Here is a 13927-nt window from a genome sequence, read left to right as displayed (position 1 = left end):
CGATTCCTTTTAGAGCAAGGTGGGTGAGCCGCGGGTTTATTTCCGGGTTCAATCCCGGGTTAGTCCCGTGAGCCGCGGTTCTTCAACTGGTCGAGCAGCACAGCGGCGAGCAGGATCGCGCCACGCACGAGGTACTGATAGAACGCGTCGATGTTCATCAGGTTCATCACGTTCTCGACCGTACCCATGATCAGCACGCCGATCACGACACCGGAAATCGTCGCGCGACCGCCGAGCAGCGACACGCCGCCCAACACGCAAGCCGAAATCACGTTCAGCTCGAAGCCTTCCGCGGCATTCGGCTGGCCCGACGTAATCCGCGAAGCCAGAATCACCCCGGCCAGCGCGGTGACGGCGCCCTGAATCAGGAAGATAAAAACGCGCGTGCGTTCGACATTGATACCGGCAAGACGCGAGGCTTCCGGATTACCGCCGATTGCCAGCGTATTACGGCCGTACACGGTCTGATTGAGCATCACGCCGAACACGATGAAGCACAGCAGCGTGACCCAGATCGGCAGCGACACGCCGAAGAAGCTCAAACCGCCCAGCGCGATGAACGTATCCGACGACACGCCCACGGCTTGACCGTGCGACACGATAAACCCGAGACCGCGGACGATTTCCATCGTCGCGAGCGTCGTGATCAGCGCGTTGATGCGCAGGTAGGCGATCACGGCGCCGTTGACGAAGCCGATCACCGCACCCGCGAACACCGCCGCGATGATCGCGATGAACGTGTTACCGGTCGCGTTCAGCACCATCGCGCACAACACACCGGCGAACGCGACCGTCGAACCCACCGACAAGTCGAAATCGCGGGACGCCAGACAGAACATCATCGTGCACGCGACCATGCCGATCTGCGAAATCGACAGGGCGAGACCGAGCATGTTCTCGATCGAGAAGAAGTGGTCGACCGTCAGCGACATCGTGATGAACATCACGATGAAGATCAGAATCAGGCTGTACTCGGTGATCTGCTGCCACCATTTCGCCTTGTCGTTGCCTTGCGGAATCAGCGCTTCGGCCGCACTTTTTGCGGCTTGTTGCGCGAGGTTTTCTCTGGCTTGCATGTTGAAGACTCCTCCCGTTCCCCACGGGTTGCCGGACTTTCGTCCAAATAATGTTCAGGCCGCTTGCTCGGTGGCTGCGGTTCCGGGCAGCGCTGTCGAGCTTTGCGGCAAGGCGAGGCCCAACACGGATTGTTCCGTTGCGTCCTTACGCGCCAGCTCGCCGGAAATCCGACCCTGGCGCATCACGACGATCCGGTCGGATACGCCGAGCACTTCCGGCAATTCCGACGAAATCATCACGATCGCGCAGCCGCGTTCGGCAAGCTGATAAATCACGTTATAGATCTCATGCTTGGCACCGACGTCGATCCCGCGCGTCGGCTCGTCGAGAATCACGACCTTCAGATCGGGCTCGGCCAGCCAGCGCGACAGAATCGCCTTCTGCTGGTTGCCGCCCGACAGAAAACGGATCTTCTGACGACGGCTCGGCGTCTTGATCTTCAGCAGCTTGATAAAACGGTCCGCGGTTTCCGCTTCTTTCTTGCGATCGAGGAACATCCCGGCGCGCAGATAGTGACGGCGGCAACTGATATTGATGTTCTCCGACACGGTCGCCATCGCGACGATGCCTTCTTCCTTGCGGTCTTCCGGACACAGCACAATGCCGTGCTTGATCGCCTCACCCGCGCTGCGCACCTTGATCGGCTTGCCGTCGAGCACGATTTCACCGGCCTTCTTGTGATCTGCGCCGTACACCAGATGCATCAGTTCGCTGCGCCCGGCACCCACCAGACCGAAGAAACCGACGATCTCGCCGCGCCGCACTTCGAAGCTGGCCGGCTGCGCGAGCGCATGACCTTCGATCGCTTTCGCCGCGAAACGCACTTCGCCGAGCGGTCGTGAAGAGTAGTTGTAAATGTCGGCGATTTCACGTCCGACCATTTCGCTGACGATGGTGTCGCGTTTCACGCCTTCGAGCGTCGGATGCGAAGCAATTTTGCGGCCGTCGCGGAAGATCGTGCAGGCATCGCACAGCTCGTAGATCTCGTCCATGCGGTGCGAGATGTAGATCATCGCGCGATTGTCGGCACGCAGATCGCGCACCAGTTTGAACAGCACTTCGGTCTCGCGATGCGACAGCGAGCTGGTCGGCTCATCCAATGCGATCACGCGTGCGTTGCGCAGCAGCGCCTTGCAGATCTCGACCATCTGCCGCTGCGCGATCGAGAGCTTGCGCAGCTTCGCGTTCGGATCCAGCGCCACGCCCATCGCTTCGAGGCGTTCACGCACGAAGCGTTTGGCTTCGCCCTTGTTGACCCAGCCGAGCGAGTTCGGCAACTGGCCCAGCAGCAGGTTTTCCGCGACCGTCAGATCGGGCACGTATTGCAGTTCCTGGTGAATCACCGCGATCCCCGCCGCGATCGACGACGCCGCGCTCGTGAAGCGCACCTCATTGCCGTCGATCATCACGCGGCCCGAATCGGGCTGGTATTCACCGCCGAGAATCTTCAGCAGGGTCGATTTCCCTGCGCCGTTTTCGCCCATCAGGCCGTGCACCTGGCCGACGTTGACGTCGAAGGACACACCGTCGAGCGCGCGCACGCCTGGAAAGACTTTGCCGATATTGTCAAAACGTAGCGTCGCTGACACTTCGCCTCCTATGTCGACCGGTGTTAGTGCTTCAGCTGTCGACCAGAGTTCGCGCTTTAGCGCGTTACTCTGGTCCCATGCAAAGCCCTTACTCCGGTCCCATGCAATTAATTGCTGCTTCGTGTGAACCGTGCTTCTTCAGGTGCCTCATGGGCACAAAGCGTGGTCTGTCTCAACTGCTGATCTTGTATTGCTGTTGCCGGCGCGCCCAATCCTTGGAGAAACGACGCACCGGCAGTTCACTTCATTTAACTACGCTTTCAGCCGCTTAATTTGCCGCGAGGCCCATCTTCTGGCGCACATCGGCAACGTTGTCACGCGTGGCCAGCATGCCGCTCGTCAGCGTGAGCATCGGCGGTTCCTTGCCTTGCGTGATCCAGTCGTACATCAGCGTCGAGGTTTCTTCGCCGTGACGCTTCGGGCTGATGATGACCGTGCCGTAGAAGCCGGTCGGCGACGGCTTCTTGAATTCGTTCAGTGCCGATTCCGAACCGCCGATGCCGATACCGATCATGTTGTCCGCCTTGAAGCCGCGGCCTTCCGCTGCGCGCACCGCGCCGAGCACGCCTTCGTCGTTCAGCGCGTAAGCCACCCAGTGCTTGAAGTTCGGGTTCTTCGTCAGCGCGATGTTGGCGGCGTTGAACGCGTTTTCCGTGTCGGTCTTCGCTTGCGGCGCGGCGATGATGTTCGCCTTCGGGAAGCCGGCGGCAACCAGCGCGTCGGTCGCGCCGGTCGTGCGGTCATGCGCGGTCGGCAGCTGTTCGTAGGTTACGTCGATCGCGCCGACGTCCTTCATGTCCCAGCCGCGCTTCTTGATTTCCGCAGCCAGACCGTCACCCACCTGCTTGCCGATGTTGTATGCCGAGATGCCCATATGCGGCACCGAGGCGATCGGCTTGCCCGCGCCGTCGACGAGACGGTCGTCGACCGTCATCATCTTCAGGCCGTCGGCCTTCGCCTTGGCGACGATGCCCGGTCCGAGCTTGACGTCAGGCGTGCAGATCACAAAGCCTTGTGCCTTCTGTGCCGACAGGTTGTCGATAGCGCTCATCACCTTCTCGCCCGACGGCGCGCCGATCTTCACCAGCGTGAAGCCCTTCTCCTTGGCGGCCATTTCGGCGAACTTCCATTCGTCCTGGAACCACGGTTCTTCCGGTTGCTTCACGAGGAAGCCGATCTTGACCGGATCCGCGGCTTGCGCCACCGGTGCGTTGAAGAGCACACCCGCCGCCGCTGCTGCCAGCGTGAGGAAAATTCTTCGTTTCATAATGCGTGTCTCCTGACTAATTGATAACGAGAAGGTATCGGCCGCGTCTTCTTGTACCGGGTATGACACACGCGGCCAGCGCGTCGTCCGGTGAAACCTTTGCTGCTTTGTTCTTGCTGCCCCACTACGTTCAGTCGTGATACACCGCCGAGCGGCCGCCATCCACCGTGATGCAGGTGGCGTTGATGAACGGTGCCTCATCCGAGGCGAGAAACACCGCCGTCATCGCTACTTCCTCCGGGCGCCCGATGCGCTTCATCGGTTGCAGAGCCAGCGTCGCCTGTTTCGCGGCAGCCGGATCGGCTTGTTCGTTCCACCAGTCGTGCGTCAATTGCGTTTCGATGTACCCCGGCGCGATCGCGTTGACCCGCACGTTGCGCGGCGCGTATTCGATGCCGAGCGCACGCGTCAATCCGATCACGCCATGCTTCGCGACCGGGTACGGAAAACATCCCGGAATGATCTTGAATGCATGCGTCGACGCGATATTCACGATGCTGCCCGCGCCGCGTTCGACCATGCCCGGCAACACCGCGCGACACCCATTCCAGACGCCGTCGAGATCGACCGCGAAGCAACGGCGCCAGTCGTCATCCGTCACGGTCAGAGGGTCGCAGAACACGTTGATGCCGGCGTTGTTGACCAGTACGTCGAGCGCACCGAACGCCTGTTCAGCCTCGCTCACCGCGTGCTGAACCGAGGCCGATTGCGTCACATCCGTCTGCACCGCCAGCACGCGTGCGCCGGTTTGTGCCTTGATCTGTTCCGCCGTCTGCTGCGCGGTTTCGATATCGAGTTCCGCCAGCACGACCGCCGCGCCCTCGCGCGCAAACGCAAACGCGATCGCCGCACCGATGCCGCGCCCGGCGCCGGTGATCAACGTGACTTTGTCGGCGAGCCGCTTCATTTCTTCGCGCCTGCACGGGCGATGCGCAACCCGTTGATGAACGCCTTCGCGTGCGACGCGGTCACCGCCGCGCTCTGTCCCGGCTTGTACAGCGCCGAGCCGAGGCCGAAGCCATTCGCGCCGGCACTCAAAAACGGACCCATGTTGTCCGGCGTGATCCCACCAACCGGCACCAGCGGCACTTCCGCCGCGATCACCGCGCGCCACGCCTTCACGACCTGGCAGCCGAGTTGTTCGGCGGGGAACATCTTCAGCACATCCGCGCCGTTTTTCAGCGCGATGAAGGCTTCGTTCGGTGTCGCGACGCCCGGCGCGCACGCCATGCCTTGCGCCTTCGCGGCGCCGACGACCTCCGGGTCGCTATGCGGCATCACGATCAGTTCGCCACCGGCCGCCTTCACGTCGTTGACGAAACTCGGATGCAGCACCGTGCCCGCACCGACGATCGCATCGGCCGGCAACACCTTGCGGATCGCCGCGATGCTGTCGAACGGCTGCGGCGAATTCAACGGCACTTCGACGATGCGAAAGCCGGCTTCGTACAGCGCCTGACCGTGCTCGGCAGCATCGGCGGGCGTCACGCCACGCATGATCGCGATCAGCGGGCAGACCTCGAACGCCGCGATCAACCCCGCGTGCGGCATGTACGGGGCGGGCAGATTGATGTGAGGTTGCATGTCGGTTCCTTATTTCGTGAGCGGCGGCGCTGCCGATTAGCCGACGTGCGCCGCTTGTGGCGTGGGCTTGACGAGCCCCGCCTGGGTGGCGACGCGCCACAAGCCGCGCTCGGTGGCGTGCTTCACCAGTTCCGCGTGAGTGCAACCGAATTGCACCAGTGCCACGCGATAGCGTTCGCACAGCGCTTCATTGCCGATCAGACGCAGATGCTGCCCGGCGAGCGAGTTTTGCTGTTGCGTCAGCACGGCTTCGAGACCGGCCAGTTCGTGCCCGATCAGCAAACCAGACAGATAGTCCGGCTGCTGCTCGCGCGAAAGTTGTCCGGTGAGCCCGAGCGTGCGGGAGCTGAATACGGTTGCCAGCATCCCCGCCTGACCTTTATCGCGAGCGATGTTCACGCCGTGCAGAAACGAAGCGGTATCCGGACGATCCGGCGTGACCATCGTGCGGCCGAGGATGGTGTGCTCTCGCAATGCCGCGAACACTTCACCGGTCATGAAGGTGTGAAAGCGTTCGATGCGGCCCGCCTGCACGACGGCCCACTTCGCGTGCGTGCCAGGCAAGCCGATCAGTGCGCGCTTACCGCTGTCCGCTGCACCTGTGTCCTGCCCGAGCGCGCCGAAAATCTGGGTTTCTTCGCCGCGCATGACGTTGGGCAGCTCGCCGCGCTGCAGGACGCCCGGCACGATGTGCAGCGTCACGCCGCACGCGGCTTTCACACGGACGATGCCGGCCACCAGCGCATCCGCACTCGCCGGCGCGTCGACATACGGTGCTTCGAGCCAGCCTTGCGCGCTGCCGACCATACCGGCTGCGATCACCGACACGGCGGGCGCCTGTTCGAGCCATGCGCCGCACGCGTCCTCGAAGGCCGCGTCGAAGCCGCCTTGCTCGGCGCTACGCGGCAAATTCATGATGCCGGCCGTCGATGCCCGCGTCGCCAGTACCTCGCCGGCCGCGTCGTACAGATACGCGCGCAGCGACGTCGTGCCCCAGTCGAGCGCAATGAGCGCTGCGTCTTGGAGGGTAGCGTCGGCGACCGCGGCGGCGTGCACCGGATTGGCCGCTTGCGTGTGAGAAACCGCTCGCTTCATCGCTTGATCCTGCGGGTTGCCGGTTGCGGGGCACGCCAGCCGAGTTCCTCCGAGATCGCACGCGCTTCGCGCTGCACGACCGGAATCAGTTCATCCATGCGTTCGAGCGACATATACGGAATCGTGCTCGCCACCGACAGCGCCGCCACGACTGCGCCCGATGCATCGCGCACCGGCGCCGCGACGCAACGGATCGACGCTTCGTTTTCTTCGAGGTCGAAGGTGTAGCCGCCGGCGGCGTAGTTGGTCATGCGCTGCATGAAAGTCTGCGCATCGGGGCGGTTATCCGGCTTGAAACTGACGCCGGCGAGCGCACGCCGCGATGCTTCGAAGAGCGACTGCCAGACGTCCGGCGTGAGGTCGAGCATCATGGCTTTGCCGATCCCCGTCGACGCCAGCGGCATCCGGTGACCGACGCGCGAGCGCATTTCGAGGCCACGGGTGCCGGGGATTTTGTCGATGTACAGCACGTCGTCGCCATCGCGCACACCGAGGTGGATCGTGTCGAGCGTTTGCTCGGCGAGCGATTCGAGGTGCTGACGGGCCACGGCCGTCAGCGGCATCTGTTCGAGCGCGATGGTGCCGAGTTCGATCAGCTTCGGGCCGAGCAGATAGCCGCCTTGCACTTGCCGCAGATAGCGCGCCTGAACGAGGCTGCTCACCAGCCGATGCGTGGTGCTGCGGGTCGTGCCGAGCGCTGCGCCGAAGGTGCGCAGATCGCGGACACCGGCGGCGGCGGCTTCCAGAATCGCGAGGCCGCGCAGCAGTGTTTGCGTGCCGGCCTGTTGCGGCGTGATGTCGAGCAACGTGCTCGGCAAGGCGATTTCGTCGACCACGCCGTTTGGCGCTGCGGCGTGCGGCTTTTTTACGGCGCCGGCCAGTTGCGGGGCGGCACTGGGCAGCTCCGCCTGCGGCGTGACATCGGCGGCGGACGTGCTGGCGGCGTGAGTAGGCATCGCTTTGTTCATGGCGATAGGCAGAGGACTTTGGGTGGGCTACGGCGCGAGGCCGCTGGCGTGGTGCGATGAACTGCAAGCGCGAGCTTCCTGCCGCGAGGTCGATGGCGTCACTGGCTTGTCTCCGGTTTTTTTGCTGGCCGTGGCGATCCGTTGTGTGCGTCGCCGGCGTGTTGGTATGCATTGTAGGGCGGCTTTTTTCAAATCTCCAATATGTGAATGATTGGACCATATATTGGGATATTGACGTCATTTAGCAGCAGTCATGCGCCGCACCATAGCCCTAGGCGCGCGACCGACGATGAAGCGGGCGCGAACATCGTGGGAACGCGAGTCGCGGCTCGATCGGCCCGCGCGGGCTCGCTATGCGGCCGGATACCCGGAGACGTGGGAAACGAAAGACTTGGGGAGAACGTCGAGCGAGGGCTCGACGCGAGGATGGGGAAAACTCAAGCCGCAATGGCGACGGATTCGTGACGGGTTCTAGTGGCCGCCGCCAGCCAGAGCGGCCTGAAATGCAGCCACACGACTGGAATCCGCGACATGGGCGTAGAACGCCGCCCGGTTCGCAAAAGCAGGAAACACGGTCTGAAAGTAGCTGACCAATTCGGTCAACCTGCGGTTGCGCAAAACCCGCAGAAACGCGGCCAGGTCCTGTTCGTCGAGATCAGCCGAGAATAGTCGCGGCCCAGCCGCGCATAACGCCTGTGCGATCACCGCAGCCACCTCGACGCGCACCTTGCTCTGGTCTTCCCAGATCGTATTGTTCGGGTGCACCCGATAGGCAATGTGCTCCTCTTCCAGGTCGAGGTACACGCTGCTGTTAGCGCAAGCGAACATCAGGAAGTCCAGATCGTGGCAATACCGAAGTGACTGGAATCCGCCCGCCGCGCGCCAAAGCTCGCGTGCGAACACCATGTTCGATGTCGTCGCGACGAAATTCTCATTCAACAGCGCGAGTTGCGGCAGCTTCGTCTCATGGAGAAAGCGTCGGGCACGGTCGAGCCAGTCGATCGCGAAACCCGACTGCAGGCGAACACCGTTACCGTCAATGATGCCCAAATTTCCCGCGATCAAGCCGACGTCTCGCCGCTCACGAAGGATCACCCGACAACATTCGAGCTTCGCCGGCGCGAAGAGGTCGTCCGAGTTCAGTACGGCGATGTAATCGCCGCTGCTGAGTTCAATGCCCCGGTTGATCGTGGTATGCGCGCCCGCATTTTCCTGCCTGAAGGTCTTCGCGTGAGGCACATTCGAGAGCACCTGTTGCGCGAGCTCGAAGCCGTTATCCGACGAGCCGTCGTCGATCAGGATGATTTCGTCAGCGGCGGAGGTCTGGCTCAGCACACTGCCAAGCGCGGCTTCGATATACGGGGCGTGGTTATAAAGCGGGACCACCACGGAAATAGTGGGCGCCGCAGACGCGGCCGATGTCCACGCCGGTCGTAATTCGAAGTTCAACATTTCGGGGAAAGGGCCAATGAATCGTGCGGCGAAATACTGCCACTGCTTTTAGGCACGCCATTCTACCCTCAATATTTTTTAGATGGTTTTTATCCTTAAAAATAAATTAATAGTCGCAACACCCCATATATAATAATTTTAAGAATTGTCTCATTGCCAATTTAATTAAAAAGAATATCCTTTAACGGACTTAATTTCAAGATTCACATTCAATGCGCGTACTCATAGCAACCGCCTCAAACGACGCATACATGCCCCTCTTGCGCGGCTTACTGAATTCCCTCAAACAATTCGGAAATCCGCAGCCCTACTCGGACATCGGGTGTCTCGACGTGGGCCTGAATGCAGAAAACCGCGCCTGGGTTTGCTCACAGGGTGCGCACGTCGTCGAACCCGGCTGGGACCTGCCAGTCGATCCGGCAATGCGCGAACGCATGCCTTATCTGCGATCGCTAACGGCCCGGCCGTTTCTTCCCGCGTACTTCCCCGGCTATGACATGTATGTCTGGATTGACTGTGACGCCTGGGTTCAGGAGCGGTTCGTTTTCAACTGGTTGTTCAACGCAGCGAAAGACGGCGAATTGGGCATCGTGCCTGAGCTTCAGGTAGCCTATAAACAGAACATAACGGCTTCATGGCGAGCGCATCGCCTCGCTCAGTACTACAACGAAAATTTCTCGACTCAATCGCTAACGCAGAATTACTTTAACGCGGGCGTATTCGCGCTCACAGCAGATGCACCGCATTGGGCGCATTGGGCCCAACATTTCGATCAAGGATTGAGAGCGACGCATGGCACTCTCGTTTGCGATCAAACGGCTCTTAATGGCGCAATCTGGTCTGATTCACTTCCGGTGCATCCCCTGCCGTCGCTTTGCAACTGGCTATGTCATCTTGCGTTACCGGTTTTCAGTGTCGAGAACGCAAAGTTTTGCGAACCGTTCACCCCGTACAACACAATCGGCATCCTGCATCTCACCTCGGCAACCAAAGACCTGGTCTTCAGGTTGAAGGACAAAAACGGCTTGCCAATCGAGATCAGTCTTCGCTTTCCCGTCGCTGACCAGACGCCCATATAGCTCTCCGGTGCCGTGCACGGCGCTAGTCAGGCAACTCAGCCGCCCCCATCCGCCGCGCAATCACCCGCGAACGTTGAGCAAGATACCCTGAGCTCCTGTGCTCATCAAAATACTTAGGCTGCGGCAGCATCACAGCCAGCCGCGCCGACTGCCCCGCAGTCAATTTGGCAGCGGAAGTCTTGTAGTAATAATGCGCGGCCGCCTCCGCGCCATAAACCCCATTTCCCCACTCAACGGAGTTGAGATAAATCTCAAAGATCCGCTGCTTGTCCATCAGGGTCTCGAGCATCCACGTGATGATCAGTTCCTGGCCCTTGCGGATATAGCTCTTCTCACGAGATAGAAAAAGATTCCGCGCCAACTGCTGAGTAATCGTCGAGCCGCCGCGAACGATCTTGCCCTTGGCCTTGTTCTTCTCCCACGCCTGCAAAATGGCGTCGGTCTCGTAGCCGTTGTTATTCACGAAGTTCGCGTCTTCGGAAGCGATAATCGCTCGCTTCAGATTGTGCGAAATCTGTTCGTACGGCACCCACGTGCGTTGCACAGACAGATCAGGCCGATCCTGCGACAAGCGCCACGCGTCCGACCGCATAAAAGCGGTCGACTGAGGATTCGTGTAATTCCACACCGCGATCTGCGCGAAGTAAAACGCCTGCGTCGCAAGCCACGCAATCGCCACCACGGCGCCGAGATAAACGATCCATCGCACCGGACCTGGCCGGCTCGCGCGCCGCGTTGTTTTCATCGTGCCTGGAGTCCTCGAGTCGGTGAACGTGTGGGTTGGCGAGTTGCGTATTCCGGAAGTTAAAGCGGGGGTCTAGCCGTGCGGCGGCGCCGTCAACAACGCTCGCAATTCGGCCAGCACCGGCGCGCCGTCGGGCCGCACGCCTCGCCACACGTAAAACGATTCGGCTGCCTGCTCGACCAGCATGCCGAGACCGTCGGCGCCCCGTGCACCCAGCTTCCGCGCGTGCTCCATGAACACCGTCGGATGCGCGCCGTACATCATGTCGTAAGCGAGCGTACCGGTGCCGAACGCGCGGTCGTCGCAGTCCGGCAACGAAGCATCCAGACTGCCCGCCGTCGCGTTGACGATCACGTCGTATGCGCCTGCTTCGATCGCTCGCGCGCTGCCGCCGGTCAGACGGCAAGCGGCATCGCGTGCCGCCTGCGCGAACTGGTCCACTAACACTTCAGCCTTCGCTGCCGTACGGTTGACGATCGTCAGCGTATGCGGCGAACGGTCCAGCATCGGCAGCACGACGCCGCGCGCGGCACCGCCGGCACCGAGCAGCAAAATCCGCGCACCCTTCAATGAAACGCTGAGATTCACCTCGATGTCTCGAACGAGGCCGAAGCCGTCCGTGTTGTCGCCGTAGACACCGTTTCCGTCGAACCGCAGCGTGTTCACCGCGCCCGCTGCTGCCGCCCGCGGCGACAGGGTGTTAGCGAACGCATGCGCGTCGAGCTTGAATGGCACCGTCACGTTCATGCCGCGACCGCCAGCTTCGATAAAAGCGCGCACATGCGGGACGAATGCATCGACCGGCGCGAGCAAGTGGCCGTACTCGATCGGCTCGCCGGTTTGCGCGGCAAAGCGGCCATGAATGAACGGCGATTTGCTATGGCCGACCGGGTTGCCGATGACCGCGTAGCGGTCGCGCGAATCGTTGACGCTCATCGTCCCGGCTCCGCTACGTGCTGCTGGCCGGCTGCCGCATCGCTGGTGCCGGCGGCGTTTTCGGCATCGCCCGGTTCCGCCGCGCCGCCGTCGAGGTCGGCTTCCGCCTGAGCCTCGGCTTCGCCTTCGGCGCTTTCTTCCGCCACGTCGATGATTTCCTCTTCACCCTCGTCAGCTTCTTCAGCTTCGCTGCCGCTCGTCACCGTCGGCGCGTCGAGCACATGCAATAGGCGCACGGACGCTTCGACGGTCAGTTCGTCGATCGACATCACTTCCATCTGCAAGCGCGTACCGCGTGCGTGCACGCCGAGACCCGGCACATGCAGCAGCAGCGGAATCTCTTCCAGACGCACGAGATCGCCCTTCACCACCGATGCCACCACCTGCTTCCGGTTCTCCTGCTTCAGCCACCGCAGGCACCAGAAGTACTCCATGCGACGCTGGTGATCGGCATACGCGGTGTAGGTGTCGTCGAAACCTTGCACGACGGCGAACAGATCGGCGTCCTTAGGCTTGAACGGCGCAGCCAGTTTCGCGGTCACGCCATGCTGCACGCAGGCGAGCAACTGCCACTGGTTCACGAGGTCGACATAGCGGCGCAGCGGCGACGTGCTCCACGCGTATTGCGTGACGCCCAGGCCTTCGTGCGGCGCCGCATTGGTTTGCATGCGGGTGCGTTTCGGACCGGTTGGCGCGCCGAACGCGCGCTGCGAACGATAGATGCCCGGCACGCCGTGGTCATGCAGGAACGCGCCCCACGACGAGTTTGCGAGAATCGCGAGCTCCGCGACGATCGTATCGAGCGGCGAGCCACGCCTGCGCGGCGTGATCGTGATGTGCTCGCCTTCCACATAGAAGTTGAAATCGGTGTTGCGCTGCACTTCGCGGCGCAGGCCGTAACCGGCGCGCGCGGTCTGACGCTTTTCGAACAGCGCCTGCGCGAACGGCCACAGCACGGCGATGTCTTCCTTGTGCGGATAGTCGCCTGTGCCGGCGGCGAGCGCCTCTTCGGTGACCAGCTCATCCAGCGTGTTGTGGCGCAGATTGTTCTTCACGAACACGCGCTCGGCGCGCGTTTCGCTCGCCACGATTTCCTGCGTCTCGCGATTGATGATCACGTAGAGCGACAGAGCCGGCCGCAAGCCACCTTCAGCCAGCGTGAACGCTTCCACGACGCTATCGGGCAGCATCGTGATCTTGTCGCCCGGCATATAGACAGTCGACAAACGCGTACGTGCGATCGCATCGACATCGTCGCCACGGGCAATGCCGAGCGCCGGCGCGGCGATGTGCACGCCGATCCGCACGCGGCCGTCGGCCAGATGCTCGACGGAGAATGCATCGTCGATTTCGGTCGTGGTGATGTCGTCGATCGAGAACGCCTGTACATCGGCTTCCGGCAGATCTTCCGGCAATGTGCCGACCGTGACCGGCGGAAAACCGGTGCCGTGCGGGAAAAACTCGGAGAGGAATTTCGCCTCATGCAACGCGCGAGCCGACGGAATTCCGCCGCATTCGAGCATCAGCCGCGCCTGCGAAATGCCTCGTGCCGCTGCCGCGCCTTCGAGCGCCTTGTATTCGATCGTGTTCTTGTCCGGCCTCGTGAGCAAAGCCAACGCCTTGCTGCCGCTGAAGCCTTCCGGCAGACGGCCTGCCTTCAGTTCGTCTTCGTAACCGGCTTGCACCAGCGCCTGCTGGCGCTTGCGCTCCAGCCCGGCGAGCGCCATCTTGAGTTGCTCCTGCGGCGCGCGCTGGTACATGCCGCGGCCCTTGCGGCGGAAATACACCGGTGCGCCGTGCATGCGCAACACCAGCGCCGCGCGCTCGATGGCACCGAACGCTTCGCCGAAGTACTCGGCGCCCAGCGTGGCAAACGGAAATTCGTCGTCCGGTGCGCATTCCCACAGGAAGTCCAGATCGATGTCCTGCGCGGCGGCGTCAGCCTGTTGCATCAGTTCGCCCGCGCCCGGCTTTTCGAATTCGATCAGCACGTCTTTCGCGCGCACCTTGGCGCGCCGGCCGCCCGGCAGTTCGACCTGAAAAGCATCGCCCTGGCGCGACAGCACGCTGCCCGCCTTGAAACTGCCCGATTCCTCGAAGAAAACGTTCACTCAATACTCTCGTTCTGTCTTGCA

The 13927-nt window shown here is 61.9% G+C and carries 12 protein-coding genes; 1 reads left to right on the top strand and 11 read right to left on the bottom strand.

Features of this window, described 5'->3' with window-relative positions; translation table 11 throughout:
- Positions 1 to 59 precede the first annotated feature (59 nt).
- The 8 genes from araH to M0D67_RS03195 form a co-directional block, all read right to left on the bottom strand.
- On the bottom strand, positions 60 to 1076 hold the full coding sequence (gene araH / locus M0D67_RS03230) for an L-arabinose ABC transporter permease AraH (RefSeq protein WP_266237280.1): 1017 nt from the start codon (positions 1074 to 1076) through the stop codon (positions 60 to 62).
- Between the two features lie 54 nt (positions 1077 to 1130).
- Positions 1131 to 2666 carry an L-arabinose ABC transporter ATP-binding protein AraG gene (araG, locus tag M0D67_RS03225; protein WP_168435538.1) on the bottom strand — a complete coding sequence of 512 codons (1536 nt, stop codon included), beginning with the start codon at positions 2664 to 2666 and terminating at the stop codon, positions 1131 to 1133.
- A gap of 268 nt (positions 2667 to 2934) precedes the next feature.
- Positions 2935 to 3933 (bottom strand): arabinose ABC transporter substrate-binding protein, encoded by a 999-nt coding sequence (locus M0D67_RS03220; RefSeq protein ID WP_154558113.1) that lies wholly within the window; start codon positions 3931 to 3933, stop codon positions 2935 to 2937.
- 130 nt (positions 3934 to 4063) lie between these two features.
- Entirely contained in the window at positions 4064 to 4840 is a 777-nt protein-coding gene (locus M0D67_RS03215) for an SDR family oxidoreductase (protein WP_266237279.1), read from the bottom strand.
- Positions 4837 to 5517 (bottom strand): 2-dehydro-3-deoxy-6-phosphogalactonate aldolase, encoded by a 681-nt coding sequence (locus M0D67_RS03210; protein WP_154558115.1) that lies wholly within the window; start codon positions 5515 to 5517, stop codon positions 4837 to 4839. The genes M0D67_RS03215 and M0D67_RS03210 overlap by 4 nt, the downstream gene beginning before the upstream one ends.
- 36 nt (positions 5518 to 5553) lie before the next feature.
- Positions 5554 to 6612 carry a 2-dehydro-3-deoxygalactonokinase gene (locus M0D67_RS03205; protein WP_154558116.1) on the bottom strand — a complete coding sequence of 353 codons (1059 nt, stop codon included), beginning with the start codon at positions 6610 to 6612 and terminating at the stop codon, positions 5554 to 5556.
- Positions 6609 to 7580, bottom strand: a complete 972-nt coding sequence (locus tag M0D67_RS03200) for an IclR family transcriptional regulator (protein ID WP_154558117.1) — start codon at positions 7578 to 7580, stop codon at positions 6609 to 6611. The genes M0D67_RS03205 and M0D67_RS03200 overlap by 4 nt, the downstream gene beginning before the upstream one ends.
- 471 nt (positions 7581 to 8051) lie before the next feature.
- Positions 8052 to 9032: a glycosyltransferase gene (locus M0D67_RS03195; RefSeq protein ID WP_154558118.1), complete on the bottom strand. Its 981-nt coding sequence runs from the start codon at positions 9030 to 9032 to the stop codon at positions 8052 to 8054.
- Between the two features lie 251 nt (positions 9033 to 9283).
- Here M0D67_RS03195 and M0D67_RS03190 point away from each other — a divergent pair, with 251 nt between their 5' ends.
- The gene (locus M0D67_RS03190; protein ID WP_154558119.1) at positions 9284 to 10111 is read left to right on the top strand and encodes a glycosyltransferase family 8 protein; all 828 of its coding nucleotides are present in this window, start codon (positions 9284 to 9286) and stop codon (positions 10109 to 10111) included.
- 22 nt (positions 10112 to 10133) lie between these two features.
- On the opposite strand, the gene mtgA is transcribed toward M0D67_RS03190, so the two are convergent.
- From mtgA to M0D67_RS03175, 3 genes are all read right to left on the bottom strand, one after another.
- Positions 10134 to 10856 carry a monofunctional biosynthetic peptidoglycan transglycosylase gene (mtgA, locus tag M0D67_RS03185; RefSeq protein WP_154558120.1) on the bottom strand — a complete coding sequence of 241 codons (723 nt, stop codon included), beginning with the start codon at positions 10854 to 10856 and terminating at the stop codon, positions 10134 to 10136.
- A gap of 72 nt (positions 10857 to 10928) precedes the next feature.
- Positions 10929 to 11792 carry a shikimate dehydrogenase gene (gene aroE / locus M0D67_RS03180; RefSeq protein ID WP_154558121.1) on the bottom strand — a complete coding sequence of 288 codons (864 nt, stop codon included), beginning with the start codon at positions 11790 to 11792 and terminating at the stop codon, positions 10929 to 10931.
- Entirely contained in the window at positions 11789 to 13903 is a 2115-nt protein-coding gene (locus M0D67_RS03175) for a ribonuclease catalytic domain-containing protein (protein ID WP_168435539.1), read from the bottom strand. The genes aroE and M0D67_RS03175 overlap by 4 nt, the downstream gene beginning before the upstream one ends.
- Between the last annotated feature and the right edge of the window lie 24 nt (positions 13904 to 13927).

Source organism: Paraburkholderia sp. SECH4 (assembly GCF_030511745.1).
Taxonomy (GTDB): Bacteria; Pseudomonadota; Gammaproteobacteria; order Burkholderiales; family Burkholderiaceae; genus Paraburkholderia; species Paraburkholderia madseniana.
The sequence above is the reverse complement of the archived record's forward strand: the minus strand, read 5'-3'. Positions and strand labels throughout refer to the sequence as shown.

Coding starts and splice junctions, on each gene's coding strand:
- araH (WP_266237280.1), bottom strand. CDS start 1,076: ATGCAAGCCAGAGAAAACCTCGCGCAACAAGCCGCAAAAAGTGCGGCC.
- M0D67_RS03220 (WP_154558113.1), bottom strand. CDS start 3,933: ATGAAACGAAGAATTTTCCTCACGCTGGCAGCAGCGGCGGCGGGTGTG.
- M0D67_RS03215 (WP_266237279.1), bottom strand. CDS start 4,840: ATGAAGCGGCTCGCCGACAAAGTCACGTTGATCACCGGCGCCGGGCGC.
- M0D67_RS03210 (WP_154558115.1), bottom strand. CDS start 5,517: ATGCAACCTCACATCAATCTGCCCGCCCCGTACATGCCGCACGCGGGG.
- M0D67_RS03205 (WP_154558116.1), bottom strand. CDS start 6,612: ATGAAGCGAGCGGTTTCTCACACGCAAGCGGCCAATCCGGTGCACGCC.
- M0D67_RS03200 (WP_154558117.1), bottom strand. CDS start 7,580: ATGAACAAAGCGATGCCTACTCACGCCGCCAGCACGTCCGCCGCCGAT.
- M0D67_RS03195 (WP_154558118.1), bottom strand. CDS start 9,032: ATGTTGAACTTCGAATTACGACCGGCGTGGACATCGGCCGCGTCTGCG.
- M0D67_RS03190 (WP_154558119.1), top strand. CDS start 9,284: ATGCCCCTCTTGCGCGGCTTACTGAATTCCCTCAAACAATTCGGAAAT.
- mtgA (WP_154558120.1), bottom strand. CDS start 10,856: ATGAAAACAACGCGGCGCGCGAGCCGGCCAGGTCCGGTGCGATGGATC.
- aroE (WP_154558121.1), bottom strand. CDS start 11,792: ATGAGCGTCAACGATTCGCGCGACCGCTACGCGGTCATCGGCAACCCG.